Genomic DNA, 26,083 nt, shown 5'->3' on the forward strand with positions numbered 1-26,083 from the left:
GCGCCCGCGGTGGTCAGCGAGCTGAGCTGCGTGACCAGTTCCACGACCACCAGTGGTCGTTGTCGAGGTCGTCGAGGATGGGCGTTTCGATCTGTGTCCTGAGGTGCGTGGGCAACGGGTCGAGGGCCGCGAGGATATCGGGGGACAGGCTGCTCAGGTAGTCCGCGTCCAGGCGGCCGCTGGTGTGCCACCGGTCGATATTCCGTTCGGCGACAAGGTGTTCCGGGTTGAGCACCGCCACTGCGATGAGCGTGCCCAGCGCGGTGCCGATGGCGGCGCGCGGCACCCAGCTCCAGCGCAGACGCGCGATGGCGACCAGCACGAGAACGTAGACGAGGCCGACCCACAGCTCGCAGGTCGTCACCAGCAGACGCAGCACAGTGAACCCGTATGCCTGCTGGTAGGTCCACATCCGGCCCAGCGCGGAGCACACGATGACCAGCGCCAGCACGCTCACCGCGCTCAGCAGGATGCGCAGCGACCGGCGGTCGGCAGCGGTTTCGCGCACCGACCAGTGCAGGACCGCGAGGATCACGGCCAGCGTCAGAATGCTCACCGCCGACAGCTGCCAGAACCCGCTGCGCGCGTATTCGGCATAGGTCAGCCCGGCGGTGCGCTGCACGTAGTCGTCGCCACCGAACAGCGCGACGAACTGCGCGCCGACGAACACGGCGAACAACACGGTCAGCGCCCCGACCGGCAACATCCACTCGCTGCGTGACCACAGCCGCTGCGGCCGAACCGAATCCGTCGCGCGCGAAGGCGGCCCGGCGAGCAGATACAGCGCACCAAGCACGCTCACCGTGACGATCGCGAACAAGAAGATCCACTGCCATATCGCCGGGCCGTCCACGGTCGGGACGAGCCCGTTCAGCAGCTTCGCGAAGGTCGCGTCCGCTCCACCGAGCAGCGGCACGAACACCACCAGCAACGCCGCTGTCGCGGCCACCGAGATCCCGTACCGGCGGACACTCGAGGTCCCTACCGACCGCGACTCCCGCAACCCTGAGAACGCCCACGGCACCGCCCCGAACGACGCCAACGGCACCGCGAACATGTCGTGCGCGATGCCACGCACACTCCGTCGTCCCAACACCGCCAGCGACCCGGCGACGCACGCCGCGAGCACACAGAGCACGAACAGCCATCCCGCCGCCCGCACTGTTCCCACTCCCAGCAGCACAATCGCCGCTGCCGCCCACCAGGCGCGGTCACCGATCGAGACAGCGGGGGAGGCGATCTCGCCGGCTTCGACCGGATCAGCTGTCTTCGCGGCGCTGCTCGCGGGGTTCACCCTGTCGGCGGCCGCGTTCCCTGGAGCTGCGGCCGCGGCGCTCAGCGCCTCGGCCGAGGGCACGACCGCGTCGCTTGCCGCGGCGTGCGCAGGTGCGGCACTGTCGCTCGTGCCGGTGTCTGCCGCGCGGGCCGACTCAGAACGTCCGGTGACTGCCGCGACGTCGTCCGCGTCGGGCGCTGCGACTGCTCCGGGAGCTGAACGTGGCAGTGGTTCAGCAGCGTTCGTCCCGGTGCTGTCGGCCGCTGCCGGCGCCGGCGTGGACGGAGCCGGCGTGGACGGAGTCGGCGTGGACGGAGTCGGCGATGGCGGTGCGGAATCCGATGAACGCTCCGCTGACGTACCGCGGGTACGAGCCCGGTAGTCGACCACGCACAGCGCGCCGGCGATGGCGCTGCCCGCGATCAGCCAGCCGATGCCGGGACGGTCGAGCGGGATCACGCTGGCGCCGACGATTCCGGCGAGTGCCGCGGCCGGAAGGACCCCCGGTGGGCGCGCCACCCGCTGCCAGCGTGGGGGGACCGGCGGGATGGGCGGTGGCGGACTCGGCCACGCGGCGGTCCGTAGGTCGGCGGTCCCGGGAGGGGCGGACAGCAACTGCGCGAACGACACCGAGACGGGCGGCGCGGCCGGCGTCGCAGGTTCCGGTGGCGTCTTGGTGAGCACCGCTGTCGACTGAGTGCCGGAGCCTGTCGCGTCGCCGCTTCCCGGCGAGCGCGCACTGGAGATCTCCTCCTCGGGTGCGCGCACCGCGGACGGGCGTGGGTCGTCTGCGGCTGCGGTGGTGCCGCCGGAATCGGGCACGATGCTCGCAGCCGCCTCACTTGTCGGGTCGGTCGCGGGCTTCCCGGCGGCCGGTGCGGCGGTGTGCTGGTTCTCGGCGATGCCCTGATCGGGCGTCGGTGCCTCGGGTATCGGTGTGTCGGACACAGGTTTCCCCTCCTGGAGGTGTGCGGATGCGTCCCGGGACCGAAGTGCCGGGTCGATGGTGTCGAAGTAGAGGTCAGTCCGTGGGGAGGACGACGCGGATGCGGGAGCCGGGGTCGGCGACGGCGATGGTGCCGCCGTGCAGGTCGATCACCCACCGGGCGATGGCGAGGCCGAGGCCGGTGCCGCCGCCGTCGGTGCGCCCGCCACGGGTGAATCGGTCGAAGACGGTGGCGCGCTCGGCCTCCGGGATGCCGGGGCCGTCGTCCTGGATCTCCAGGACGGTCCCCTCGGCGCGGGTCGAGGCCGAGACGCGGACCTCCCCGCCGGACGGGCCGTGCCTGGCGGCGTTGTCGAGCAGATTGAACAGCACCTGGTGCAGGCGGGCCCGATCGGCGAACACCGTCGCGCAGCCCGGTTCGATCGCGGTGGTGAACCGGACACCGCGACCGAACGCGGCGGTCATCACCTCGGCCTCGGCGATCACCTCCGCCAACAGTGGTGCCAGCGGCAGGTTTTCGCGATCCAGCGTGAACGCGCCCGCTTCGATGCTGGACAGGTCGAGCAGTTCCGAGACGAGCAGGCCGAGGCGTTCGGTCTGGGCCAGGGCGGTGCGCAGCGTCGCCGGGTCGGGCTCGCTCACCCCGTCGACGAGATTCTCCAGGACCGCGTGCAGCGCGGTCACCGGCGTGCGCAGCTCATGGGACACATTGGCGATGAGGTCGCGCCGTTGCCGGTCGGCGGCGGCCAGGTCGGCGGCCATCTGGTTGAAGGCGGTCGCGAGCTGACCCACTTCGTCACGCGAGGAGGCCCGCACACGGAAGCTGTAGTCGCCCTGGGCCATACGCCGTGCCGCCGCGGTCATCTCGCGCAGGGGCCGGGTGATCCCGTGGGCGAGGAACTGCGAGGTGAGCAGCGCGATCCCGATCGCGGCCACCGTGGTGCGCGGCGGCAGCCAGCCGATCTTCAGCCGGAAGTACCCGAACGCGACACCGCCCGAACACAACATCAACACGGCCAGCTTGAGCTTGATCGATCGCAGCCGGTCCAGTGGCCGCGGCAGCACATCGGCGATCCGGTCCAGCAGTTCCGCGGCGCGGTCGGGGGCGGTCATCGCGCGTCCAAGGCGTAGCCGACACCGTGTACGGTGCGGATGAGATCGGCACCGAGCTTGCGCCGCAACGCTTTCACGTGCGAATCCACCGCGCGCGTTCCCGCCGCGTCGGACCAGTCCCAGATGTCCTCGAGTAGTCGTTCCCTGGCCAGCACCGCTCTCGGACGTTGCGCGAGCCGGGTCAGCAGGTCGAATTCCAGTGGGGTGAGCCGTGCTTCGGTGTCACCGCGCCACACTCGCCGCTCGGCGAGATCTATCCGCAGATCACCGACGACGATGCTGTTGTCGCCGCGCTCGGCGGCCCGATCCACCCGCCGCAACAGGGCGTGCACCCGGGCGGCGAGCACCCGCATCGAGAACGGCTTGGTGAGATAGTCGTCGGCGCCGACGCCGAGCCCGATGAGCTGGTCGGTCTCGTCGGTGCGCGCGGTGAGCATGAGGACGGGTACGGGGCGCTCGGCTTGGATCCGGCGGCACACCTCCAGCCCGTCGAACCCCGGCAACATGACGTCGAGAACCACCAGATCGGGTTCCCCCGCCAGCGCCGCCGCCACCGCGGCGGGCCCGTCGTGTGCCAGGTCGACGATGAACCCTTCGGCTCGCAACCGCGCGGCCACGGACTCGGCGATCGTCACCTCGTCGTCGACCACCAGGATCCGGCGTGCCGCCGGTCCTGTCCCGCCCCCACTGTTGTCCATGGTGCGACCCTAGCGAGCGGGTGTGGAGGGTTGCGTCGCCAAATGTGGAGATTCTGTGTGAAGTACCCCGCCACGATCCACGGCCGAGGACTCCGAGGCGCTACGGGTCGGGGAACAGGCCGGGCAGTTCCATCGCGTAGGCGAGATCGTCGCGGGTGCCGAGAGTGACCAGCAGGACGCGAATCATGGTCACCCTGGCCTCGGACGCCAGCGCCGGATCGGGATCGCTGCCCGGCTCGCTACCCGCGGTGAGCCGGTAGACGATGTATTCGCACACGTGCAGCGCCGCGTCCAGGTCCAGCGGCGCGGGTGCCGGGCGACCGAGTTCGCCGAAGGTCTTGCGCACCAGGTCGCGGATGTCGTCGAGCGCGCGTTCGCGATAGCCCGACACCACCGAGCCGGGATCGTGCAGCTCGGCGAACAAGGGCCGCAGCATCGGGCCGTGCCCGCGTGCCCAGTCCACGTACGCGTCGATCAGCCGGATGCCCAGCTGGACCGGCTCGTCGGTGCCCGCGAGCGCCTCGCGGATGCCGCCGACGAGGCCGTCGTTGGACGCGTCGAGCACCGCGTGCAACGGCTCGGACGCATTGCCGAAATAACGGTAGAACGTGGGCCTGGCCAGCCCGGCCTCTTCGATGATCTGGGCGACGCTCAACCCGCGCGAACCGTGGCGGGTGAACACCGCGGCGGTCGCCTCGACGATCCTGGCGCGGACTTCCTCGGCCTGCTCCTGGGTCTGCGGCGGGCGCCCACGACGCACCGTCGTCGCTTCCTCGGTCATCGCACCTCCCTCACAGCCGGCCCTCGCACACGGAAAGCTTGACACGAACCAGGGCGCTGGCATTAATCTAACACTAGTGTTCAGTAAATAATCTGAACGTGCGCGACCCGTTCCGCGCGATCCATCTGTTGAGGAGAAGGGCCGACAATGACGACAGCCCCCGAGCTGACCGCCGAACCCACCGCGCTGCCCGGCGCACTGGTCAAGCCCCTGTTCGAGCGCGGCGTCGCCGGTGGCGCACCGTCGGTCGCGGTCTTCGCACCGGCCACCGGCCACAAGATCGGCGACTTGCCGCAGTCCTCGGTCGCCGATATCGAGCGTGCCTTCGCGGTCGCCCGGCACGCGCAGCGCGACTGGGCCAAGGTTCCGGTGAAGCAGCGTGCCGAGATCGTGCGCCGCTTCCACGACATCGTGCTCGCCGAGCAGGACACCATCCTCGACATCGTGCAGACCGAGACCGGCAAGTCCCGGCCGCACGCCTTCGACGAGATCGCCGACGTCGCGCTGAACGCGCGCTACTACGCCACCGTCGCGCCCAAGCTGCTCGCCGAGCGCAAGCCGCGCGGCGTGCTGCCGGTGCTCACCTCGGTCGAGGTGCACCACCGGCCCAAGGGCGTCGTCGCGGTCATCTCGCCGTGGAACTACCCCCTCGCGCTGGCGGCCTCCGACGCGTTGCCCGCCCTGATCGCGGGCAACGCGGTTATCGCGCGCCCCGACAACCAGACCGCTCTCACCGCGCTGTGGGCCATCGACGCCGCCGAGCGGGCCGGGCTGCCGCGCGGTCTGTGGCAGGCGGTGCTCGGCCGTGGCCGTGAGATCGGTGGCGAGGTGATCGCGCGCGCCGACTACGTCGACTACACCGGTTCCAGCGCAACCGGCCGGACCATCGCCCAGCAGGCCGGTGAGCGTCTGATCGGCTACTCCCTCGAGCTCGGCGGCAAGAACCCGTTGCTCGTGCTGGCCGACGCGGATGTCTCCAAGGCCGCGAAACTGGCTGTGCGCGCGTGCTTCTCGTCGGCCGGTCAGCTGTGTGAGTCGATGGAACGCATCTACGTCGACGCCGGCGTGTACGACCAGTTCGTCGCGGAATTCGTCGGCAACGTCAAGAACATGTCGCTCGGCGGCGAACTCGACTACAGCCGGGACATGGGTTCGCTGACCTTCCAGCGTCAGCTCGACACCGTCAGCGAGCACGTCGACGACGCGGTCGCCAAGGGCGCCAAGGTGCTCGCCGGTGGCCGTGCCCGCCCGGATCTGGGCCCGTACTTCTACGAGCCCACCGTGCTCGCCGACGTGGCACCCGGCATGACGGTCTACCGGGAGGAGACCTTCGGCCCGGTCGTCTCGGTGTACAAGGTCGACTCCGACGATGCCGCCGTGGCGGCGGCCAACGACACCGCCTACGGCCTCAATGCCAGCGTGTGGAGCCGGGACGTGAACCGCGGCAAGCAGATCGCCGCCCGGATCAACGCCGGTTCGGTGAATGTGAACGAGGGCTTCAGCGCCGCCTGGGGCAGCGTCGACGCACCGTCGGGTGGTCTCGGCATCTCCGGCCAGGGACGTCGCCACGGCCCCGAAGGCTTGCTGAAGTACATCGACACCCAGACCATCGCCGTCCAGCGGGTGCTGCCGATCGCGCCGCTGCCCGGCATGTCCGAGCAGATGTGGGCCAAGACGATGACGCTGGTTTTCGGCGTCATGAAGACGCTGCGCCAGAAGTAGGCGCGCCGGAAGTAGTCGAACACGAGCAGGGGTAGGTAGCGAGAATGAAGTTGGAAACGGTCGCGGGCAAGCGGGTCCTCATCACCGGTGCCGCCATGGGACTCGGCAAATTGTTCGCCGAGAAGGCCGTTGCCGAGGGTGCCGACGCGGTGGTGCTGTGGGATATCAACGAGTTGGCGCTGCGCGAGACCTCGGCCCAGCTGACCGCCGCGGGCGGCAAGGTGCACCACTACGTGGTGGACGTGTCGTCGCAGGACTCGATCCGTGAGGCGGGCGAGGCGGTGCGCAAGGAGGTCGGCGGCATCGACATCCTCGTCAACAACGCGGGCATCGTCCGTGGCAACACCTACTTCTGGGAAACCGAGAACCGCGCCGACATCGACAAGACGATGGCGATCAACTCGCTGGCCCCGATGTACGTCACCCTGGAGTTTTTGCCCGGCATGGTCGCCGGTGCGGGTCAGGCACGCGTGCTCAATATCGCGTCGTCGGCCGGTCTGGTCGCCAATCCGCGCATGGCCGTGTACGCGGGGTCGAAGTGGGCGGCGCTGGGCTGGTCGGATTCGGTGCGCCTCGAGCTCGAGCAGGCGGGCCACGACCACGTGAAGGTCACCACGGTCTGCCCGACCTACATCAACACCGGCATGTTCGACGGCGCGAAGGGCATTCTGTTCACGCCGATGCTCGAGCAGCACGATGTCGTCGACACCTCGTGGTCGGAGATGAAGAAGGGCGGCGCCCTGGTGGTGCTGCCGTGGACCTCGCGGATGAACCGGGCGCTGACCGGTCTGCTGCCGATCAAGGTGCGCGACCTGTACCTGAACGCGGTGGGCGTGTACCACTCGATGGATCAGTTCACCGGACGCAAGTAACATTCGGTGTGGGGTGCCCCCGTCGACGGGTCGCGCAGGCGATCGTTCGACGGGGGCATCGTCGTGTCCGGCCCCGCGCTCAGCCAGGATGCCGGGTGCCGAGGACCACGGTGGCGTAGTACTCCTCGGACTCCGCGACGCGCGGTTGGAGACCGTGCGCGGTGAGCACCGAGCACGCGGTATCGACCTGTCCCGCCCCGGTTTCCACCAATACCGTGCCGCCCGGCGCCAGCCACCTGGCCGCCCCTTCGGCGACACGCCGGAACACGTCGAGCCCGTCCGCTCCACCGTCGAGCGCGGCTAGCGGCTCGTGCTCGCGTGCCTCCGGCGGCAGGTCCGCGACGCGGGCACTCGGCACATACGGTGTGTTCGCGAGCAGGACGTCGATCCGCCCGCGCAGGTCGCCCGGTAGCGCGTCGAACAGGTCACCGCCGAACACCGGTGCGCTCATCGGCGCGAGATTCTCTCGCGCGCAGGCGACGGCGACGGGGTCGATGTCGGCGGCGACGAGTTCGACGTCGCACCCGCGTGCGCTGAGCTCGGTCGCCGCGCTCAGTCCGAGGGCCCCACATCCGCAACACAGGTCGACCACGCAGGCTCGCGTCGTGTCCGGCGCGACGCCGTCGACCGCCTGATCCACCAGGAACGCCGTGCGCTGGCGCGGCACGAAGACGCCGGGGCGCACCCCCACCCGCAGGCCCCGGAATTCCACCCAGCCGAGCAGATATTCGAGCGGAGTCCCCGAGACCCGCTGTTCGACCAACGCGTCCAGGCGCCCGGGGTCGCCGCCCGCCGCGTCGATCAGCAGCGTGGCCTCGTCCTCGGCGAACACACAGCCCGCGCGCCGCAACTCGATGACCACCTCGGGAAAACCGGAACCACTCATGCGCCGATTGTTCCTGACCGGGCAACCGAATTATCGCCGCCGGCAGCCATCGCGACGCGACGACTCAGCGCGCGGTGTCCAGTTCGAAGGTGCGTGTCGCGTCGAGATAGATCCCGCGCTGGGCGTTGCGCGGGGGCGGCGGCAACTGGGAGACCAGCTGCTCGAGCGAGGTCGTCGCGCCGACCACGGTCGTCCCCGCGACGATGAAGTCGGCGACCGCGCGCCGAATGTGATTCGGTGAAGTCACCACCACCGCGCTGGTCGCGCCGAGATCGCGCAGCAGTCGCGTGCTGAACAGCGCGTTCTGCACCGTCGACCCGGCCCGATCCTCCACGTGGATCCGATCGCCCGGCAGCCCGCGCGCGATCAGCCAGCGCCGCATCGCCTCGGCCTCGGAGATGCCGTTCTGTGGGTTGCCGCCGGTGACGACCACCGGTGAGAACGGGGCGGCGATCGCCTGTAACCACGCCGCCGTGAGCCGGTTCTCCAACTCCGGGCGCAGGGCGCCGTCGGGCAGCAGCCCGTAGCCGAGCACCACGATGCCGGTCTGTGGACCGACGAGCGCGGGCAGCGGGTTGGGCAGGGTGGCGGCGGCCGCGGTCACCGCGTGCAGCACGCGGTTGGTGCCCGCGGCCATGCCGGCGTCGATTCCGCCGAGCCGGGCCAGCGCGTCACCGACCGCGGCCCCGTCGCCCGCGTAGTGCGACCAGATCGCCTGCAGCGCGAGCGCGTCGGCATCATGGGGATCGGCGGCGATCAGGGCACGCAGGTCGGCGCGTCCCGCGGCGTCGTCACCGTCGGTGAAGTGCCGCTGTGCCGAGTTGTAGAGCGCGGTCACATCGGCTTCCGCGGCGGCCGGACCGACCGTGGTGCCGGTCAGCGCGGCGGTCGCCACGACAGCGGCGGCCAGGTGTTTCCAGTGTTTCGAGATCTTCACGACAGTCGCAACCCTTCCCGCGAACGGTTCGGTACGTGCTGGCAGAGCAGAGCTGCCGACACCCTACGACCGCCCGTCCGGACCGCGGTGGACCCCGACCAGCTCGCGCGCGTCGCGGCCCGGCGCCACGTCGTCGGTCCGGCGGCGGATAAGGTGTCACACCGTGGATACCGCTTCGCTGACCGGCAAGGAACTCGCCGCCGCCATCAACGCCGACTCGAAGGAGCGCGCGGCCGCGCTCACCGCCGCGGGCACCGCGCCGACGCTGGCGCTGATCGTCGCCAACGACGACCCGGCGAGCGCCTGGTACGTGAACTCCCTGCGCAAGGCGGCCGAACGACTCGGAATCGCCTGCGAGCGCATCGATCTCGGCGCCGACGCGAGCGCCGAGACGATCCGCGCCGAGCTGAGCGCGCGCAGCGCCGACCCGGCCACCGACGCGATCATGCTGCAGACCCCGCTGCCCGAGGGCGTGAACCTCGACGATGTGAGTTCCGCGATCGCCGCGACCAAGGACGTCGACGGCGTCAGCCCGCTCTCGCTCGGCCTGCTCGCGTCCGGCCTGGACGGTTTCGTCCCCGCCACCTCCGAAGCGGTCGTCGAGCTGCTCGAGCATCACGGCATCGCGCTGCAGGGCCGTCTGGTCACCGTGGTCGGCCGCTCCAACATCGTCGGCAAGCCCCTCGCTCAGTTGCTGCTCGCCAGGAACGCGACCGTCACCGTCGCGCACTCACGCACCGCCGACCTGGCCGCGGTCACCACCCCCGCCGATATCGTGGTCGCCGCCGCGGGCCGGATCGGGCTGGTCACCGGCAAGCACATCGGTGACGGCGCCGTGGTGATCGACGTGGGCACCAACGAGGCCGCCGACGGCGGGATCGTGGGCGATGTCGACGCGGCGTCGGTCATCGGCAAGGCGGCGGCGCTGAGCCCCGTCCCCGGTGGCGTCGGCCCGGTGACCACCGCACTGCTCATGCGTCATGTGGTCGTCGCGGCCGAAAAGGCCCGCGCCTGAACACCTTTCGCGATCCGGTTGCCCGGACGCAAGGATCCGTGTTCGGGAGCTAGCGGGGTGCCGCCCCGAACGAAGTGATCAGCGTTTTGTTGCCGACCTCCGCGGTTCCCACGAGCTGCGGGGTGTAGGTGCTCGGCGCCGAATCCGGTCGGAACGCGGTGATCTTGACCAGGTACTGCCCGGCGTAGGCGCCCGGCGTGATCTCCACACAGTGCGTGGTCCCCACCGGGGTGGAGTCGATGCCGGCCTGGATGGCGGCTGCCGAGGGCGCGACCGCGTTCGATGCCACGAGGGTCCGTGCCTGGTCGCCGGAGCGCGCCACGTAGTACGCGTACTGGAAGGCCATGATCGCCGCGATGCCGGTCTCGGTGCCGCCTGCGTTGTTGCCCCGCACCATGGCGCCGATCTGTTCGGTGGGGCACTCGGCCGTCACCGGGCTCACCGAGCTCGGTACGAGCGGGGTGCTGGCCGCCGTGGATGCCGGTGCGGGCCCGCGTAGTTGGACGTAGGTGCCGCCGAGGAGCACGGCGCCCGCCACCGAAGCGACCAGCGGTGCGACCCATCGGGGCACCCGCCGTCGCTTGGAGCGATCGATCATCCGCGCGAAGACTTCGTCGTCACCGTGGTAATCGGGTGCCGGACGCGAAGACTCGCTGTCCGCGCCGTCGGAGCCGGATGCGGCGTAGGGCGAAAAGGCGTCCGTGCCGGGGTAATCGGGTGCGAGGCGCGGCGGAAAGGTGTCCGCGCCGTGGTAATCGGGTGCGGGGCGCGGTGGGAAGCTGTCCGTACCGCGGTATTCCGGTGCGGGGCGCGGCGGAAAGGTATCGGCGCCGCGGTTCTCGGGTGCGGGGCGTGGCGGGAAAGTGTCCGCGCCGCGAGTTTCGGGTGTGGACAGCGAATGCCGAGTCGCCGGAGCGTCGTAACCCGGCGTCGGGTGCTCGAGGGCCGCCCACGCGGGGCCGGGGGAGGTGATGATCGGCAGCTGATCGGTGTCGGGACCGTTGTCGTCGATCGAGAACGCGGTGTCCGGGAGACGGTGGCGCGCACCGGGATCGAATTTTCCGCCGACCACAGGGAGCCGATCGGTGACGGTGGCGTCCGCCGCGGCGACGCCGTCGTACTCGGCGTCGCGAAGCCGGGCCGCCGAAACAACCGGAATGCCCGCCGGTGTCGTCGGTCCACCTTCGATCCGGTGGCGAGCGCCGCTGGTGGGCTGCTCGCTCAGCCGACGCGGCCGTGGCGCGAGATCGCGGGACCGCCGAATCGGGGTGACAGCCGCGAGCGGAGCACCGGCCGATCCCGGGTCGTGCTGTCGAGCCCCGATCGGTCTGTGCGCTTCCGGTCGATCCATCGCCCCACCTTCATCAGGCTCGTCGCCGTCAGGGTATGTCCCGCAACGATTTCGTTACGGGCACGATACTGCCCTGACGGCGCGTTCGCCGAATGCCACGAGGGAAAATGTTTACCAGTGGATATAGACCTCGTCGCCGATGCCGACATTTTCGAAGTACCAGGCGGCGTCGTCGGGCGCGAGGTTGATGCAGCCGTGGCTCACATTGGCGTTGCCCTGCGAGTCCACCGACCACGGTGCCGAGTGCACCATCACGCCACCCCAGGTGAGGCGAACGGCGTATTCACCGTCGATGATGTAGCCCTCGGGGTCGTCGAGCGGGATGCCGATGGTCCGCGAGTCGAACACCACCGACCGATCCTTCTCGAGCACGCTGAAGGTACCGGTGGGGGTCTCGAAACCGGGCTTGCCCATCGACGCGGGCATCACCCGCACAACCTGTCCACCCTGGCTGACGGTGAAGGTGTGCGTCGACAGATTCGCCTCGGCGTAGGTGCCACCGCCGTATTGGGTGCGCTGTCCTCCGATCAGATCCGCGGACGCGGCTCCCGACCAGGCTGCGGCCAGTAGTGCCGCCATGATCGCGACGAACAGGAAACGAAATGCGCTCCTCATAAACGCCACCCCTTCACTTACTCGTAGGCGGATTCCAAGTCTAGGCCGCCATGATCAACTCGGCCTATCGAAGTGGTAACGGCCGACGGGCGCGACGGTGTGTCGTCTTGCGTTCACGCAGGTCGGGGCCCCGATGAAACGTTCTCACTTCGAGACCGGCGAAGGTGGGCGCCCCGGTTGCGCCAGCGGGACCGGCCCGGCGGCGCGCGCGGCGTCGAATTCGGCTCTGGCGTCGGTGATCTCCGCGTGGTGTTCGGCCACCCAGGCACCCATCGCCTGACTGATCCGCCCCAGATCCGCCCCGAGCGCGGTGATGCTGTACTCCACCCGGGGCGGCATCGTGGGGAACACTTCGCGCCGGACCATGCCGTCGCGTTCCAGATCGCGCAGCGTTCGGGTGAGCACCTTCTGGGTGATGCCGTCCAGTCGTCTGCGCAAGGCGTTGAAACGCACCGGCCCGCCCGCCTCGCGCAGGCTGCCGAGAACCAGCAGAACCCATTTGTCGGCGAGGACCGCCAGCAGTTGCCGCGCGGGGCAGTCCCGCAGGAACGCTTCGACCGAACTCTGATCGCCGCTGACAGTATCCATGAGGTACCACGGTATCCGAAAGGTGCCTACTACCGCTGGGACACCGGTCGGCGCAGACTCGACCGTATGTGGCAGATGGTGCAGAGATCCTTCGGCGGACCGGACGTTTTCGAAAGGGAGGAAGTGCCGCGCCCGGCACCCGGTCCGGGGGAGGTGCTGGTGCGCGTCGTGGCGACCAGCGTCAACGCGGCGGACTGGAAGGTGCGCAGCGGCCTGATCCGGCAGCTGGGTGAACCACCGCTGGTGCTCGGGCTCGACGTGTCCGGGGTCGTCGCGGCGGTGGGCGGCGAGGCGACACGTTTCGCGCCGGGAGACGCGGTGTACGGCATGGTGTTCGGTGGCGCCAACGCGGAATATGTAGTGGCGCAGGAGAATCGGCTGGCTCGCGTCCCCGCCTCGATCGACCCGGTGCTCGCGGCCGCGCTGCCGGTAGCCGGGGTCACCGCCTGGCAGGCACTGTCCTCGGTGCGGCCGGGCGAGCGGGTCCTGGTGCACGCGGCGGCCGGTGGCGTGGGGCATCTGGCGGTGCAGATCGCCGCGCGGCGCGGTGCGTGGATCGCCGCCACCGCGCGGACGGGCAATCACGCGTTTCTCCGCGAACTCGGCGTCACCGAACCGATCGACTACCGCACCACCGATTTCACCACCGCGGTGCACGAGGTCGACCTTGTGGTGGACCTGATCGGCGGCGACTACACGGACCGATCACTGAGCGTATTGAGCGACACCGGACAGGTGGTGGCCGCCGATGGCCCGGCGACACACCCGGATTCGCGCGTGCGCCGACTCTATGTCGAGCCGACGACGGCCGCGCTCGATCAGCTCGCGGCGACGGTCGACCGTGGGGAACTGACCGCCCACATCGCGCAGACCCTGCCGATCAGCGAACTCGCCGCCGCGCATCGGCACAGCGAATCCGGTCGGGTCCGCGGCAAGATCGTGCTCACCGCGGACCGCTGACTCAGCCGCGGACCGCGTGCAGCACGTCGCCGTGCAGGGCGTCGGCGCGGGCGGCGATGGTGTCGACGCGCAACAGCGCGGCGGCGAACGGATCGCCGAGGTCGGCGGGCAGCGAGCCGACGTTGATCTCGATATTGAGCTGCGAGCTCATCGCCGCGGCGCGGGCGGCGTCGGCGGCGGCGCCGATATCGGTGACCACGTTCGGATTGCCGATCGGCAGCAGTTCGGCGGCCAGCGAGAGGATTTCGTCGGCCTCGTCGACCACGGCGGCGGGCACGCGGGCGGCTTCGACGAGTGCGGCGTTGATCGCCGCGGTGCGGGCGGCGATCTCGGCGTCGGTGTCCTTCGGCAGCTTGTAGGCGGCGCCGACGGCGGTGAACGCGGCCGCGTCGGCGTCGGCGAGCGCGAGCGACCTGGCCAGCGCGGCGTCGGCGGCGGTGATGATCTGGTCGATCACCGGCCGGTTCTGCGCGTCCTTGGCACGGGTGGTGTAGCGCGCCACCATCGCCACCAGCGCGGCGGCCTGTGCGGCGTGCAGCGCGGCCACTGCCCCGCCACCGGGGGCGGGCACCTTCGCGGCCAGCTCCGACAGGTAGTGCTCCAAGGTCACCGAACCGAAGGAGGGGGCGATCTGCTGCGGCGACACGGTGGGCTGCGACACGACGGGGTGGCCTTTCGATGCGGCGAGAATTGCGTGGAATCTTCTCCCAACGCTACCGCGTGGCCGTCCACGCACCCCGCGCGACCAGCACCTGCGCCGACAGACCGACCGGTCGGGGTCGGCGCGTTGTCCGGGTCTATGTTGGGTGCATGCGGATCGGATTGAGCATCAACTACACGGACGGTTTCAAGGAGACGGCGGCCGAGGTAGCCGACCTGGAACGCGCAGGCCTCGACATCGTCTTCGTGCCGGAGGCGTACTCGTTCGACGCGGTGAGCGCGCTGGGCTTCCTGGCCGCCCGCACCGAGCGGGTGCAGCTGGCCTCGGGCATCCTGCAGCTCTACACCCGGACCCCCAGCCTCACCGCGATGACCGCGGCGGGCCTGGACTACGTCTCCGACGGCCGTTTCATCCTCGGCATCGGCGCCTCGGGCCCGCAGGTCATCGAGGGCTTCCACGGCGTCCCCTACGACGCCCCGATCGGGCGCACCCGCGAACTGCTCGAGATCTGCCGCACGGTGTGGCGCCGCGAGAAGCTGAACTACCAGGGCAAGTACTACCAGATCCCGCTGCCCGCCGAGCGTGGCACCGGCCTCGGCAAAGAGCTCAAGCTGATCAATCACCCGGTGCGCGCGGACATTCCGGTGCTACTGGCCGCGCTCGGCCCGAAGAACGTGGAGCTGGCCGCCGAGGTCGCCAACGGCTGGCAGCCGATCTTCTTCCTGCCGGAGAAGGCGAAGGACGTGTGGGGCGACGCGCTCGCGGCGGGCAAGGCCAAGCGTGATCCCGCGCTGGGCGAGCTCGACATCTTCGCCGGTCCCGCGCTGGCGATCGGTGAGAACGTCACCCCGTTGCTCGAGTTCGTGAAGCCGCATCTGGCGCTCTACATCGGCGGCATGGGGGCCAGGGGCAAGAACTTCTATCACACCCTCGCCACCAAGTACGGCTACGGCGAGGCCGCCGACCGCATCCAGGAGCTGTACCTGGCAGGCGACAAGCAGGCCGCGACCCAGGCCGTGCCCGACGAGCTGGTGCGCGACGTGTCGCTGATCGGCCCGGAGAGCTTCGTGAAGGAGCGCATCGCCGCGATGGCCGAAGCGGGCGTCACCACGCTCAACGTCACGCCGATCGCCGAGAACGCGGCAGGCCGGGTGAAGCTGATCGAGCAGCTGCGCTCGCTCTGCTGACACCCACCGACGACAAGCGCGCCGCCGTCCGGAGATACCCGGGCGGCGGCGCGTGTGTCGTGTGTCAGGACGTGAACGACGCCAAGGCGGCATCCAGGGTGGTGTGCATGGCGAACACCTGGTCCAGGCTCGTCATCTTCAGCTGACGACTGGTGGCGGGTCCGTCTGCCACGACCGCGATCGAGGTGGTCTCGCCTGCCCGCTGATGGGCGGCGACCAGCGTCGCCATGCCCGCCGACGCCAGGAATCCGACCGCGGTCAGGTCGATCACCAGCGCCGCCGGTTTCTCGGCCAGGATGGCCTCGATGGTGGCATCGAGCGCGGGTGCGGTCGCCAGGTCGACCTCGCCGGTCACCGTCAGCACCGTGACGCCGTCGTGTACCGCCGTCGTGGTGGTCATCGTGTCCGTGAGTGGATACGCGTCTCCGGAAGAGTTGGTCACTGTTCAACAACACACAACTTTGCCCGAATACGCAAGCCACCGCGGGTGCTCGCCACGGGATCGCCATGGTCGGCCCCGGCTCCGGCGGGGAACGCGATCGTCACCGCCCTGGTGAACGAGGCGACCAGCCCGGCCCGCGGGTCCACCCCGGCGCGGATCGAGGCGCCCACACGGCTCAGGGTAGGGGCTGGTGTTATTCCCATCTGGTCGTACTGTGAGGGCGTGAACATCGATGTGACGCCTTTACCGGGAATCGGCGTGTGCAAGGACTTTCCGCTGGCGGAGGCGCGCCGCCGGATCGGCGTGATCGAGCATCGCGACGGCTCCGTCGACCTGGTCGTCTCGCGAGCCGGCGACTACGACTCGACCACCTCGATTCCCCTGTCCGACACCGAGATCGGCGTGCTGGCCGGCTTGCTCGGCGCACCGCAGGTGGTGCAGAAGACGCGCGAGATCCACAGTGCGGGCGAGCTGTCGACCAGGCAGTTCGCGATCGATCGTGGCAGCCCGTTCGACGGTCGGCCGTTGCGCGACACCGAGATGCGGACGCGCACCAAAGCCTCGGTCGTCGCGGTGGTGCGCGCGGGTGAGGTGACTCCGTCGCCGGGAACCGATTTCACTTTCATCCCCGGTGATCTGGTCGTTGTGGTCGGCACCGACGAGGGTCTCGACGCGGCGGGACGGCTCCTCGACGCCGGCTGACAATCTCTGCGGATAGTAAAGGGCAGGTAAGGTATCCCTAGCTGAGGTTAGGTGATCCCATGAATGTAGAAGTGACGTCCCTGCCGGGAATCGGTGTCCGCAAAGAGTTTTCACTGTCGAAGGTGGACCGCCGGATCGGCATCGTCGACCACCGCGACGGTGGTACCGATCTGATTTTCACGAAGGTCGGCGACCCGGATTCAACCGTCCAGATTCCCCTGTCCGCTGTCGAAGCCCGCACGCTGGCGAGCCTGCTCGGCGCACCCCAGTTGGTCGCGCAACTGCGCGAGGAACATCGCGAACTCGACGGGGTGAGCACGCGGTCGATGCTGATACCGCCGAACTCGCCCTATGCGTCACGACGATTGGGCGACACCGAGCTGCGGACCAAGACCCGCGCCTCGATCGTGGCGGTTCTGCGCGCGGGCCAGGTCCTGGCATCGCCGGGACCGGAGTTCGTGTTCGCCGGCGGCGATATGGTCGTCGTGGTCGGCACCAATGCCGGACTCGATGCCGCCGCTTCGATCCTGACCGACGGCTGAGCCGGTGCAGATCAGTGGAACCGCGCTGGCATTGATCCAGCTGGGGGCTGTGTTCTTCGGGTTGGGGGTGCTCGGGCGGATCGCGGCCCGCATCGGCCTCTCGCCCATCCCGCTCTACCTGCTCGGGGGGTTGGTCTTCGGCACGGGCGGTCTGATCGAGTTGCACGAGGTGGAGGACTTCATCCACATCGCCAGCGAGATCGGCGTCGTGCTGCTGCTGTTGTTGCTCGGTTTGGAATACACCGCCGGTGAACTGGTCACCGGCATGCGAAAATCGTGGCCCGCGGGCCTGCTCGACCTGGTGCTCAACGCGACTCCCGGGGTGATCGTGGCGCTGATGCTCGGCCTCGGGCCGACGGGGGCGATCGCGATGGCGGGCGTCACCTACATCTCGTCCTCCGGAATCGTCGCCAAGGTGCTCAACGACCTGGGCCGTCTGGGCAACCGGGAGACGCCGACCGTCCTGTCGATCCTGGTGTTCGAGGACCTGGCGATGGCGGTGTACCTGCCGGTGCTCACCGCGGTGCTGGCCGGTGTCGGATTCGTGGCGGGGATGACCACGGTCGGTATCGCGCTGGTCGCGGTGACCCTGGTGCTCATCGTCGCGCTGCGATACGGCAGATACGTCTCGGCGATCGTGGCGAGTGAGGATCGTGAGATCTTCCTGCTCAAGCTGCTCGGTTCGGCGCTGCTGGTGGCGGGTATCGCCTCCGCGGTGCAGGTGTCGGCGGCGGTCGGTGCCTTCCTGCTCGGTATCGCGATCTCGGATTCGACCGCCCACGATGCCACCAAGATCCTCGAACCGTTGCGTGATCTGTTCGCGGCGATGTTCTTCGTGCTGTTCGGTCTGAGTACCGATCCGGCGAGTATTCCGCCGGTGCTGGGCTGGGCGGTGCTGTTGGCGGTGGTCACCACGGTCACCAAGATCGCCACGGGCTGGTGGGCGGCCAAATGGGCGGGGGCCTCGCCACTGGGCCGCGCCCGCGCGGGGACCGCGCTGGTCGCGCGCGGTGAGTTCTCGATCGTCATCGCCGGTCTGGCGGTGGCCGCGGGTGCGGTGCCCGACGAATTCGCCGCTCTCGCCACCACGTATGTGCTGCTGATGGCCATCATCGGCCCGATCGGGGCCCGCATCGTGGAACCGGTGATGCGGCTGGTGGCCGGTCGCAAGCAACGGGTGAAGGTCGACCCGCACGCGGAATGACGACCCGTGTCCAGGCCCCCGCGCGATCGTCCGGCGCGGGGGCCTTCGGCGTTCTCACGGCTCGATCAATCCGGCGCGGATGGCGTATCTGGTCAGGTCGAGCCGGTCGCGCAGGCCGAGTTTCTGCAGGATGTTGGCGCGATGCCGGTCGACGGTCTTCGCGCTGATCACCAGCTCGGCGGCGATCTCGCGCGCCGAGTACCCCTCGGCGATCAGCTTGAGCACTTCCTCTTCGCGCGGGGTGAGGATCGTTTCCGGCAACGCGCTGCCCTGCCGGGCGAGTTGCAGGTAGTCGCGCACGAGTGCGGTGACCGCGCCCGGGTAGAGGAACGATTCACCGCGCATCGTGGCCCGGCACGCCTCGATGAGGTCGCGATCGGCCACCGACTTCAGCACGTAGCCGGAGGCGCCCGCTTTCAGCGATTCGAAGAAGTACTGCTCGTTGTCGTACATCGACAGCATCAGGATGCGGACCGGATGGTTGTTCCTGGTGATCTCGCGGGCAGCCTGGATACCGGTCATCCGCGGCATGGCGATGTCGAGGATCACCAGGTCGATGCCCTCGCCGGCGAGGGCGGTGACCGCGTCCAGCCCATTGGCGGCCTCGGCGACCACGAGCAGGTCCGGTTCGTTGTCCAGGATCATCCGCAGCCCGCTGCGCACCAGGGCGTGGTCGTCGGCCAGCAGGATCCGGGTCGGCGCGCTCATGCCGGCACTCCTTCGCGTGCGGCGACCGGGACGATCAGTTCGACCGTGGTACCGCCCGAGGCCGGGGATGTGATGGTGAGCGTGGCGTCGATCAGCATCGCGCGCTCGCGCATCCCGCGGATGCCGGCCCCGTCCTCGACCGCGCCACCGCGACCGTTGTCGGTCACCCGCAGCAGCACGGTGTCGGCTCTCGGGGCGATCAGCAAGGTCACCTCGTCGGCGTCGGCGTGGCGCAACACGTTCGTCAAGCTCTCCTGGGCAACCCGGTAGCAGACGAGTTCGATGTCGGGGTCGAGGCGGCTGATCGCCGGGTCGACCTCGCGACGCACGGAAATGCCCGCCGTGCGGCCGAATTCGTGACACAACGCGGTGATCGCGCTGTGCAGGCCGAGTTCTTCGAGCACGTCGGGCCGCAGCCGCGCCGCGATCCCGCGCACCTCGTCCAGACAACCGCGCACCGTTTCCTGCGCCTGCTCGACCTCCTCGCGCAGGTCGGTGGGCGCCCGGTCGACGACCCGTTTGAGTCGCAACAGCGCCACGGTCAGGCTCTGGCCGATCTCGTCGTGCAGTTCGCGGGCGATGCGGCGCCGCTCACCTTCCTGCGCGGCCAGCGCGGTCCCACCGGCGACCGAACGTTCGGCCTCCAGCCGGTCGAGCATCGCGTTGAAGGTCTCGATCAGCTGGTGGAAGTCCCCGCTCGCACCGCGCTCGAGGCGGACCGCGCGCCGGGGCGGGTCGACGCGGCGCATGGAGGCGACCAGCTCGTCGAGCGGAGCCAGCGAGGTACGCAGCGCCACCGCGTTCGCCGTCAGGATCACCGCGAGCCCGATAACCAGCACCGGCACCTCGGTCAGGCGCAGCCGGGCCGACACCGTGGCCGGGGAGAAGGCCAAGATCAGCGTGCCGAGGGTGAAGATCACGCCGTTGAGCAAGCAGATCCGCCAGAACAACGCCGTCACCGGCGTTCGGATTCGCCGCGAGCGTCCTGCTCGCAGCGCTGCGAGACGGTTCATGACACCAGCATGCTGGCCCCCCCGCGTTCTGTCCATGGTGCCCAGCACCCATCCCGCACCCGGGTACCGGCGCCGCGGGCCCGAGGAAATGGGTGTCACGGCCGATAGTGCCCGCCACCTGCGCGAACCAGACTTCGATCAGACGCTTTTCGACGATCCGAGGAAGGACCGCCGGCCATGGACATCGACCGGACGACGATCCCGGGAGCCGGTGTGCTGCACAGCTTCCACACTCGCCACGGCATCCGATTCGCCCTGCTGACGCACTCGTCGGGCGCGCGACGCCTGCTCGCCTACGCGGAAGGCGGTGACGAGCCCACGGTCGACATCGAGCTGGAACCCGACGAGGCCGACCAGGTCGCCGAGCTGATGCGGTCGCGGCCGTTCGGCGACCGGCTCGCTCGCCTGGAACAACGCCTGGACCACCTGACCGGACGGCAGGCCCACCCGTGAGCACCGTCGAATCCCCCCGGAGCCATGCCATGCGCGCACGCGATATCGCGATGAACCTGCCGACCGTTCGCACCAGCGACCCCGTCGCCCGCGCGGTGCGGCTGATGGTCGTCAACCGGCTGCCCGGTCTGATCGTCGTCGACGAACTCGACCGGCCGGTGGCGGTCCTGCCGGGAACCCAGGTGCTGCGCCTGGCGATTCCCGCCTCCTATCACGACGACCCGTCACTGGTCCGCACGATCGACGAGGTGCACGCCGACCTGTTCTGGCAGGAACCCGGCAGCCTCACCGTCGGGGACTGCCTGCCCGACGGCGCGAGCAAACCGGTCACCGTCACCCCCGACGCGACCCTGCTCGAAATCGCGATCCTGATGGCGCGCAAGCACAGTCCGCTCATCGCCGTGGTCGACCGCTCGCGCACATTGCGCGGCGCGATCACCCTGGAACGGTTGCTGTCGAGCCTCGCCGTCGTCGGCCCCGGCGACTGAACGCCACGCCGCGCATGGCCGCAGCGCTTGCCGTCATCATCTTCGTTGTCGCGTTCTTCTTCATCGCCACGGAGAAAGCCGACAAGGTCAAAACCGTTCTGATCGCCGCGGGGGCGATGGCGCTGCTCGGCCTGATCCCCGGCGACGAGGTCTTCTATTCGGCCCACGAGGGCATCGACTGGAACGTCATCTTCCTGCTGCTCGGGATGATGATCATCGTCGGTGTCATCAAGCAGACCGGCCTGTTCGACTATCTCGCGATCTGGTCGGCGAAACGGTCGCGGGGCAACCCGTATCGCCTGATGGTGATGCTGATGTTGATCACCGCGGTCGCGTCCCCGTTTCTCGACAACGTCACCATCATCATGCTGGTGGCCCCGGTGACGCTGGTGGTGTGCCGGCGCCTGGGCATCGCCGCGCAACCGTTCCTGATCGCCGAGGTCCTCGCGTCCAATATCGGCGGCGCGGCGACGCTGATCGGTGACCCGCCCAACATCATCATCGCCAGCCGGGCCGGGTTGACGTTCAACGACTTCCTCGTGCACATGGCGCCGATCGTGGTGATCACCTTCGTGCTGTTCGTCGCGCTCACCCGGGTGCTGTTCCGCTCGGCGCTGCGCACCGATCCCACCTCCGTCGACGCGGTGATGGCGCTGCAGGAACGGCGCGCGATCCGTGATCCGAGACTGCTGGTGCGCTCGATGATCGTGCTCACCGGAGTGGTCGTCGGCTTCTGTCTGCACAGCGTGCTGCACGTCGCGCCGTCGGTGATCGCGCTGGTCGGGGCGGGCATCATGGTGCTGGTCTCCGGCCTCGACATCGGCGAGGTCCTGCAGGAGGTGGAGTGGCCCACGCTGGTGTTCTTCATGGGCCTGTTCGTGATGGTCGCGGGCCTGGTGCACACCGGGGTGATCGCCACCATCGGTGACGCCGCGATCGGCTGGGTCGGTGACAACTATTTCCTGGCCGCGACCGCGCTGGTGTTCGGTTCGGCGATCCTCGGCGCGTTCGTCGACAACATTCCCTACACCGCGACCATGGCGCCGGTGGTCGAGGACATCGTCGCGGGCGCGCCGGATCCGGCGACCGGGCAGTCACTGTGGTGGGCCTTCGCCCTGGGCGCCGACTTCGGTGGCAACGGCACGGCGGTGGCGGCCAGCGCCAACGTGGTCGCCCTCGGGATCGCCGCCCGCGCGGGGCAGCGGATCACCTTCTGGCAGTTCACCAAGTACGGCATGCTGGTCACGATGCTCAGCAGCTTCATCGCCTGGATCTACGTCTGGATCCGGTATTTCTGAGTCCCGTCCGTTCTCACCGGACGTGCCGGGTGACAATCCGGTGGATCAGCCGGGCGGCGGTGCGGGCGGTGCGATGGTCGATGTCCAGGCGCGGATTCAGTTCGGCGACATCGGCCACGACGAGTCTGCCGCAGGCGGCGACGCGGTCGCACACGGCCTGGATCGTGGACAGCGCGACACCGTACGCCGCGGGCGCACTCACGCCGGGGGCGACCGCCGCGGGCAGGACATCGAGATCGATCGTCAGATACAGCAGATCGATCCCGGCCAGGAAGTCGTCGACGAAGGCGGCGACGCGGGTCGGCTCACAGTCGTCGTCGAGGAGATAGCGCACCCCGAATCTGTCCGCGGTGTCGAACAGGATCCGGGTGTTGCTGGGCTGGCTGACCCCTATCACGGCGTACCGGACGTCGTCGTCGGTCTCGAGGATCTGCCGGAACGGGGTGCCGGAACTGGGCACGGGATCGGGGCGCAGGTCGAAATGCGCGTCGAGGTTGAGGATTCCGATGACGCTGCCAGGGACGCGGCGAGCGGATCCGGCCAGCCCGAGGTAGGTGCCGTAGGCGACCTCGTGGCCGCCGCCGAGCACGACCGGGAAAGCGCCGTCGTCCAGCAGCGCGGACACCGTCGCGCCCAGTCGCCGCTGACCGTCCTCCAGTTGGTCGCCGGTGACGGCGATCGTGCCCGCGTCGAAGGCGTGCAGTGGTGTGGCCGGCGCCATCGGTGCCAGCGCACCGCGCAGCGCGTCCGGCCCCGCCACCGCTCCGAGACGGCCCTTGTTCCGGCGTACTCCTTCCTCGCAGGCGAAACCGACGAAAACACACGCGCCGGGATCGTTGCCCGGCTGGTACGGCGCGACGGCCTGATGCCAGCGCAGGTGTTGCGGTGTCGCGCCGTCGACGCGACCGGTCCAGGCGGATTCGGAAGTCATCGCACCCCTTCTCGATTCGTGACGACGAGTACACCTTCGCGCCACACCTGATCGACCAGCGCAACGCCGGGGCGGTACGCGAGGTGCAGGTGCGAGGGGGCGTCGAGCGCGATGACATCGGCACGGGAACCGGGGGAGAGGGAACCGATATCGCTGCGCCGCAACGCTTTCGCGCCACCGGCGGTCGCCGCCCAGACCGCTTCCTCGGGCGTCAGGTGCATCTCCCGCACCGCCAGGGCGATACAGAACGGCAAGCTCGTGGTGTAGCTGGTGCCCGGATTGCAGTCCGCGCCGAGCGCGACGGTGACCCCCGCGTCCACCAGGGCTCTGGCATCGGGATAGCTGTTGCGCGTGCAGAAGTCGGCGCCGGGCAGCAGCGTCGCCACCGTGTCGCTGTCGGCGAGCGCCTCGATATCGGCGCGGGCCACATGCGACACGTGATCCACCGACGCCGCGCCGAGTTCGACGGCCAGCCGCACCCCCGGCCCCTGGCGCAGCTGGTTGCCGTGGACTCGCGGCACCAGCCCGTGCGCGATCCCCGCGGTCAGCACGGCGTGCGCCTGATCGCGGTCGAAGGCGCCCTGCTCACAGAACACATCGATCCACCGGGCGTACGGCGCGCACCGCGGAATCATCTCCTCGCACACCATCGTCACGTAGTCGTCGGCGCGCCCGGCGTATTCGGGTGGCGGTACGTGCGCGGCGAGCAGCGTCACCTCGTCGGTGCAGCGGGCCGCGATCTGGACGCTGCGTAGCTCGTCCGCCACGGTCTGGCCGTACCCGCTCTTGCACTCGACCGTGGTGCTGCCCGCCCGCAACGATTCGTCCAGCAGCCGTCGCACATTCGCTGTGAGCTGCTCGTCGCTCGCCGCCCGCGTCGCCGCGATGGTGGTGCGGATGCCACCCGCCGCGTAGGGCCGCCCCGCCATCCTCGCCGCGAACTCCTCGGCGCGGTCGCCCGCGAACACCAGATGCGCATGCGATTCGACGAAACCCGGCAGCACCGCGCGTCCGCCGAGATCGAACGCGGTGTCGGCGGCCGGTGCGGCGGCACTGTCACCGACCCACACCACCCGTCCGTCGTCGATGACGAGCGCGGCGTCGCGCCGCAGCCCCAGCGGGCCCTCGCCCAGCGCCGGGTCGTTGGTGACGAGAGTGCCGATATCGCTCAGCACGGTGGTGGGCACGGGAGTCCTCCTAGGCGCGGGTGTCGAGCATGGCGGTGTGCGCGGGGTAGATCATCCGCGCGGGCGGGCGGCTGGTGCGTCGCGCGATCGGGAAGTAGATCGCGCCGGTGAAGACGATGCCGACGATCCAGGAGATATCCGCGCCGCCGAGCAGGCCCGTGATCGGACCGGTGTAGAGCTTCTGCGCGAGGAACGGCACCTGGGCGGCCACGCCGAGGCCGTAGCAGAGCAGCGCGGGCACGTTCCACGCACCGTAGCGGCCCTTCGGATCGTAGAGCGCGGGCAGGTCGACGCGTTCCTTCGAGATCAGGTAGTAGTCGATCAGATTGATCGCGCTCCACGGCGTGAACACCATGAGCAGCACCAGCACGAAGTTCTTGAAGTTGTTCAGGAAGTCCGCGCTCGCCGCGAGCGCGATCACCATCGAGACCCCGACGAAGCCGACGATGTAGAGCGAGCGGGCGCGGGTGGAGATCTGCGAGCGCCCGTCGAACGCGGTGACGGTCGTCAGGATCGACATGAACCCGCCGTAGGCATTGAGGCAGTTGACGGTCAGCTTGCCGACCACGATCACCAGATACACCCCGAACGCGAGCAGCGCGGGCCCGGCGAGCGTGCCGAGGAACCCGACCTGATCGGCGAGGAACGCCTTGCCCGCCACGGCCGCGACGAGCGCGCCGAGGGTCATCGACCACTGCGAACCGAGCACGCTGCCCAGGAACGTCGACCAGAAGGTGGTGCGCTCGCTGGTGCCGCGCGGCAGATAGCGGGAGTAGTCGGCGACGTAGGGGCCGAACGTCAGCTGCCAGCCGGCGCTGAGCGAGATCGCGAGCAGGAACGTCACCACGTCGAATCCCGTCGTGCCGACGAAGTCGCCGACCGGGTACTGCGTGAACAACCGGACCGTCAGATAGGTGAAGCCGACGATGCCGACCACCGTCGCCACCCGGCCGACCACATGGATCAGGCGATAGCCGGTGATCGCGACGAACGCGGTGAGCGCGCCGAACACGACGATGCCGACCACCGGGTTGTCGACATGGAGCATGTTGTTCACCGCCTGCCCGGCGAGGACCGTGCCGGTGGCCGCGAACCCGAGATACATCAGGATCACCAGCACCAGCGGGATCACGGCCCCTTTGACGCCGAACTGGGCGCGGCTCGAGATCATCTGCGGCAAGCCCATGCGTGGTCCTTGCGCGGAGTGCAGCGCCATCACCGTGCCGCCGACGAGGTTGCCGAGCAGCAGGCCGATGATGGCCCAGAGCGCGTCGGCACCGAAGACCACCGCGAGTGCGCCGTCGACGACCGCCGTGATCTGCATGTTCGCCCCGAACCACAGGGTGAACTGGCTCCTGGGTGTGCCGTGGCGTTCGTCGTCGGGGACGACGTCGATGGTTCGGCGTTCGGGGGTGAGGAGATCCTCGGATGTGCCGTTCGCTGTCAATTGCGGCCTGTCTTTCTGCGGTGACGCCGTGGAGCGCGGGCCCGGCGGATGTGCGCCAGG

The 26,083-nt window shown here is 69.4% G+C and carries 27 protein-coding genes and 1 pseudogene; 11 read left to right on the forward strand and 17 right to left on the reverse strand.

Going from position 1 to position 26,083, the window contains the following annotated elements:
* Positions 1-13: 13 nt before the first annotated feature.
* The 4 genes from ACFWFP_RS05880 to ACFWFP_RS05895 all read right to left on the reverse strand — a co-directional run bounded on the left by ACFWFP_RS05880 (position 14) and on the right by ACFWFP_RS05895 (position 4,814).
* Positions 14-2,224 carry a DUF4153 domain-containing protein gene (locus tag ACFWFP_RS05880; RefSeq protein ID WP_379293382.1) on the reverse strand — a complete coding sequence of 737 codons (2,211 nt, stop codon included), beginning with the start codon at positions 2,222-2,224 and terminating at the stop codon, positions 14-16.
* 73 nt (positions 2,225-2,297) lie between these two features.
* A complete protein-coding gene (locus tag ACFWFP_RS05885; RefSeq protein WP_379293383.1) occupies positions 2,298-3,335 on the reverse strand; it encodes an ATP-binding protein in 1,038 nt (345 codons plus the stop codon).
* Positions 3,332-4,033 (reverse strand): response regulator, encoded by a 702-nt coding sequence (locus ACFWFP_RS05890; RefSeq protein WP_379293384.1) that lies wholly within the window; start codon positions 4,031-4,033, stop codon positions 3,332-3,334. The genes ACFWFP_RS05885 and ACFWFP_RS05890 overlap by 4 nt, the downstream gene beginning before the upstream one ends.
* A gap of 100 nt (positions 4,034-4,133) precedes the next feature.
* Positions 4,134-4,814, reverse strand: coding sequence for a TetR/AcrR family transcriptional regulator (locus tag ACFWFP_RS05895; protein WP_379293385.1), 681 nt, complete (start codon positions 4,812-4,814; stop codon positions 4,134-4,136).
* Between the two features lie 147 nt (positions 4,815-4,961).
* On the opposite strand from ACFWFP_RS05895, the gene ACFWFP_RS05900 reads away from it, so the two are divergent.
* Entirely contained in the window at positions 4,962-6,536 is a 1,575-nt protein-coding gene (locus ACFWFP_RS05900) for a succinic semialdehyde dehydrogenase (protein ID WP_379293386.1), read from the forward strand.
* A 44-nt stretch (positions 6,537-6,580) separates the two neighbouring features.
* Positions 6,581-7,408, forward strand: a complete 828-nt coding sequence (locus ACFWFP_RS05905) for an SDR family NAD(P)-dependent oxidoreductase (RefSeq protein WP_379293387.1) — start codon at positions 6,581-6,583, stop codon at positions 7,406-7,408.
* Between the two features lie 79 nt (positions 7,409-7,487).
* Here ACFWFP_RS05905 and ACFWFP_RS05910 read toward each other — a convergent pair whose 3' ends face one another.
* Both ACFWFP_RS05910 and ACFWFP_RS05915 read right to left on the reverse strand, forming a co-directional pair.
* Entirely contained in the window at positions 7,488-8,294 is an 807-nt protein-coding gene (locus ACFWFP_RS05910) for a putative protein N(5)-glutamine methyltransferase (RefSeq protein WP_379293388.1), read from the reverse strand.
* A gap of 64 nt (positions 8,295-8,358) precedes the next feature.
* On the reverse strand, positions 8,359-9,231 hold the full coding sequence (locus ACFWFP_RS05915) for a YdcF family protein (protein WP_379293389.1): 873 nt from the start codon (positions 9,229-9,231) through the stop codon (positions 8,359-8,361).
* 163 nt (positions 9,232-9,394) lie between these two features.
* On the opposite strand from ACFWFP_RS05915, the gene ACFWFP_RS05920 reads away from it, so the two are divergent.
* On the forward strand, positions 9,395-10,246 hold the full coding sequence (locus tag ACFWFP_RS05920; protein ID WP_379293390.1) for a bifunctional 5,10-methylenetetrahydrofolate dehydrogenase/5,10-methenyltetrahydrofolate cyclohydrolase: 852 nt from the start codon (positions 9,395-9,397) through the stop codon (positions 10,244-10,246).
* Positions 10,247-10,295: 49 nt separating this feature from the next.
* Here ACFWFP_RS05920 and ACFWFP_RS05925 read toward each other — a convergent pair whose 3' ends face one another.
* From ACFWFP_RS05925 to ACFWFP_RS05935, 3 genes and pseudogenes are all read right to left on the reverse strand, one after another.
* Complete coding sequence (locus tag ACFWFP_RS05925) at positions 10,296-11,597, reverse strand: hypothetical protein (protein ID WP_379293391.1); 1,302 nt, start codon at positions 11,595-11,597, stop codon at positions 10,296-10,298.
* Between the two features lie 111 nt (positions 11,598-11,708).
* A pseudogene (locus ACFWFP_RS05930) lies at positions 11,709-12,080 on the reverse strand (L,D-transpeptidase); the annotation flags it as partial.
* Between the two features lie 276 nt (positions 12,081-12,356).
* Positions 12,357-12,800, reverse strand: coding sequence for a winged helix-turn-helix transcriptional regulator (locus ACFWFP_RS05935; protein WP_379293392.1), 444 nt, complete (start codon positions 12,798-12,800; stop codon positions 12,357-12,359).
* 75 nt (positions 12,801-12,875) lie between these two features.
* Between ACFWFP_RS05935 and ACFWFP_RS05940 the strand changes: the two genes are divergently transcribed.
* Complete coding sequence (locus ACFWFP_RS05940) at positions 12,876-13,760, forward strand: NADP-dependent oxidoreductase (protein WP_379293393.1); 885 nt, start codon at positions 12,876-12,878, stop codon at positions 13,758-13,760.
* Between the two features lies 1 nt (position 13,761).
* Here ACFWFP_RS05940 and ACFWFP_RS05945 read toward each other — a convergent pair whose 3' ends face one another.
* Positions 13,762-14,421 carry a cyclodeaminase/cyclohydrolase family protein gene (locus ACFWFP_RS05945; RefSeq protein WP_379293394.1) on the reverse strand — a complete coding sequence of 220 codons (660 nt, stop codon included), beginning with the start codon at positions 14,419-14,421 and terminating at the stop codon, positions 13,762-13,764.
* Between the two features lie 149 nt (positions 14,422-14,570).
* Between ACFWFP_RS05945 and ACFWFP_RS05950 the strand changes: the two genes are divergently transcribed.
* Positions 14,571-15,608, forward strand: coding sequence for an LLM class F420-dependent oxidoreductase (locus tag ACFWFP_RS05950; protein ID WP_379293395.1), 1,038 nt, complete (start codon positions 14,571-14,573; stop codon positions 15,606-15,608).
* A gap of 64 nt (positions 15,609-15,672) precedes the next feature.
* Here ACFWFP_RS05950 and ACFWFP_RS05955 read toward each other — a convergent pair whose 3' ends face one another.
* Positions 15,673-16,008: an STAS domain-containing protein gene (locus tag ACFWFP_RS05955; RefSeq protein ID WP_101468711.1), complete on the reverse strand. Its 336-nt coding sequence runs from the start codon at positions 16,006-16,008 to the stop codon at positions 15,673-15,675.
* Positions 16,009-16,046: 38 nt separating this feature from the next.
* A complete protein-coding gene (locus ACFWFP_RS05960) occupies positions 16,047-16,220 on the reverse strand; it encodes a hypothetical protein (RefSeq protein ID WP_379293804.1) in 174 nt (57 codons plus the stop codon).
* A gap of 52 nt (positions 16,221-16,272) precedes the next feature.
* Here ACFWFP_RS05960 and ACFWFP_RS05965 point away from each other — a divergent pair, with 52 nt between their 5' ends.
* The 3 genes from ACFWFP_RS05965 to ACFWFP_RS05975 are packed head-to-tail and all read left to right on the forward strand — an operon-like array spanning position 16,273 to position 18,498.
* On the forward strand, positions 16,273-16,752 hold the full coding sequence (locus tag ACFWFP_RS05965; RefSeq protein WP_379293396.1) for a cation:proton antiporter regulatory subunit: 480 nt from the start codon (positions 16,273-16,275) through the stop codon (positions 16,750-16,752).
* 59 nt (positions 16,753-16,811) lie between these two features.
* Positions 16,812-17,294 carry a cation:proton antiporter regulatory subunit gene (locus ACFWFP_RS05970; protein ID WP_379293397.1) on the forward strand — a complete coding sequence of 161 codons (483 nt, stop codon included), beginning with the start codon at positions 16,812-16,814 and terminating at the stop codon, positions 17,292-17,294.
* 10 nt (positions 17,295-17,304) lie between these two features.
* The gene (locus ACFWFP_RS05975) at positions 17,305-18,498 is read left to right on the forward strand and encodes a cation:proton antiporter (RefSeq protein ID WP_379293784.1); all 1,194 of its coding nucleotides are present in this window, start codon (positions 17,305-17,307) and stop codon (positions 18,496-18,498) included.
* A 54-nt stretch (positions 18,499-18,552) separates the two neighbouring features.
* On the opposite strand, the gene ACFWFP_RS05980 is transcribed toward ACFWFP_RS05975, so the two are convergent.
* Together ACFWFP_RS05980 and ACFWFP_RS05985 are read right to left on the reverse strand one after the other, a co-directional pair.
* Positions 18,553-19,206 (reverse strand): response regulator, encoded by a 654-nt coding sequence (locus ACFWFP_RS05980; protein WP_379293398.1) that lies wholly within the window; start codon positions 19,204-19,206, stop codon positions 18,553-18,555.
* Positions 19,203-20,219 (reverse strand): histidine kinase, encoded by a 1,017-nt coding sequence (locus ACFWFP_RS05985; protein WP_379293399.1) that lies wholly within the window; start codon positions 20,217-20,219, stop codon positions 19,203-19,205. Before ACFWFP_RS05985 ends, ACFWFP_RS05980 begins: the two co-directional genes overlap by 4 nt.
* A 177-nt stretch (positions 20,220-20,396) precedes the next feature.
* On the opposite strand from ACFWFP_RS05985, the gene ACFWFP_RS05990 reads away from it, so the two are divergent.
* From ACFWFP_RS05990 to ACFWFP_RS06000, 3 genes are read left to right on the forward strand one after another with little or no spacing between them, the layout of a single operon-like run.
* Positions 20,397-20,672, forward strand: coding sequence for a hypothetical protein (locus tag ACFWFP_RS05990; protein ID WP_379293400.1), 276 nt, complete (start codon positions 20,397-20,399; stop codon positions 20,670-20,672).
* Between the two features lie 29 nt (positions 20,673-20,701).
* Positions 20,702-21,160 (forward strand): CBS domain-containing protein, encoded by a 459-nt coding sequence (locus tag ACFWFP_RS05995; RefSeq protein ID WP_379293401.1) that lies wholly within the window; start codon positions 20,702-20,704, stop codon positions 21,158-21,160.
* 14 nt (positions 21,161-21,174) lie between these two features.
* Entirely contained in the window at positions 21,175-22,458 is a 1,284-nt protein-coding gene (locus ACFWFP_RS06000; RefSeq protein WP_379293402.1) for an SLC13 family permease, read from the forward strand.
* A 13-nt stretch (positions 22,459-22,471) separates the two neighbouring features.
* Here the strand turns inward: ACFWFP_RS06000 and hutG are convergent, their stop codons facing one another.
* From hutG to ACFWFP_RS06015, 3 genes are read right to left on the reverse strand one after another with little or no spacing between them, the layout of a single operon-like run.
* Entirely contained in the window at positions 22,472-23,389 is a 918-nt protein-coding gene (gene hutG, locus ACFWFP_RS06005) for a formimidoylglutamase (RefSeq protein ID WP_379293403.1), read from the reverse strand.
* Positions 23,386-24,576, reverse strand: a complete 1,191-nt coding sequence (hutI, locus tag ACFWFP_RS06010) for an imidazolonepropionase (protein ID WP_379293404.1) — start codon at positions 24,574-24,576, stop codon at positions 23,386-23,388. Before hutI ends, hutG begins: the two co-directional genes overlap by 4 nt.
* Before the next feature lie 10 nt (positions 24,577-24,586).
* Positions 24,587-26,023 (reverse strand): purine-cytosine permease family protein, encoded by a 1,437-nt coding sequence (locus ACFWFP_RS06015; protein ID WP_379293405.1) that lies wholly within the window; start codon positions 26,021-26,023, stop codon positions 24,587-24,589.
* Positions 26,024-26,083 lie beyond the last annotated feature (60 nt).

This window comes from Nocardia sp. NPDC060249 (assembly GCF_042728755.1).
Lineage (GTDB): Bacteria > Actinomycetota > Actinomycetes > Mycobacteriales > Mycobacteriaceae > Nocardia.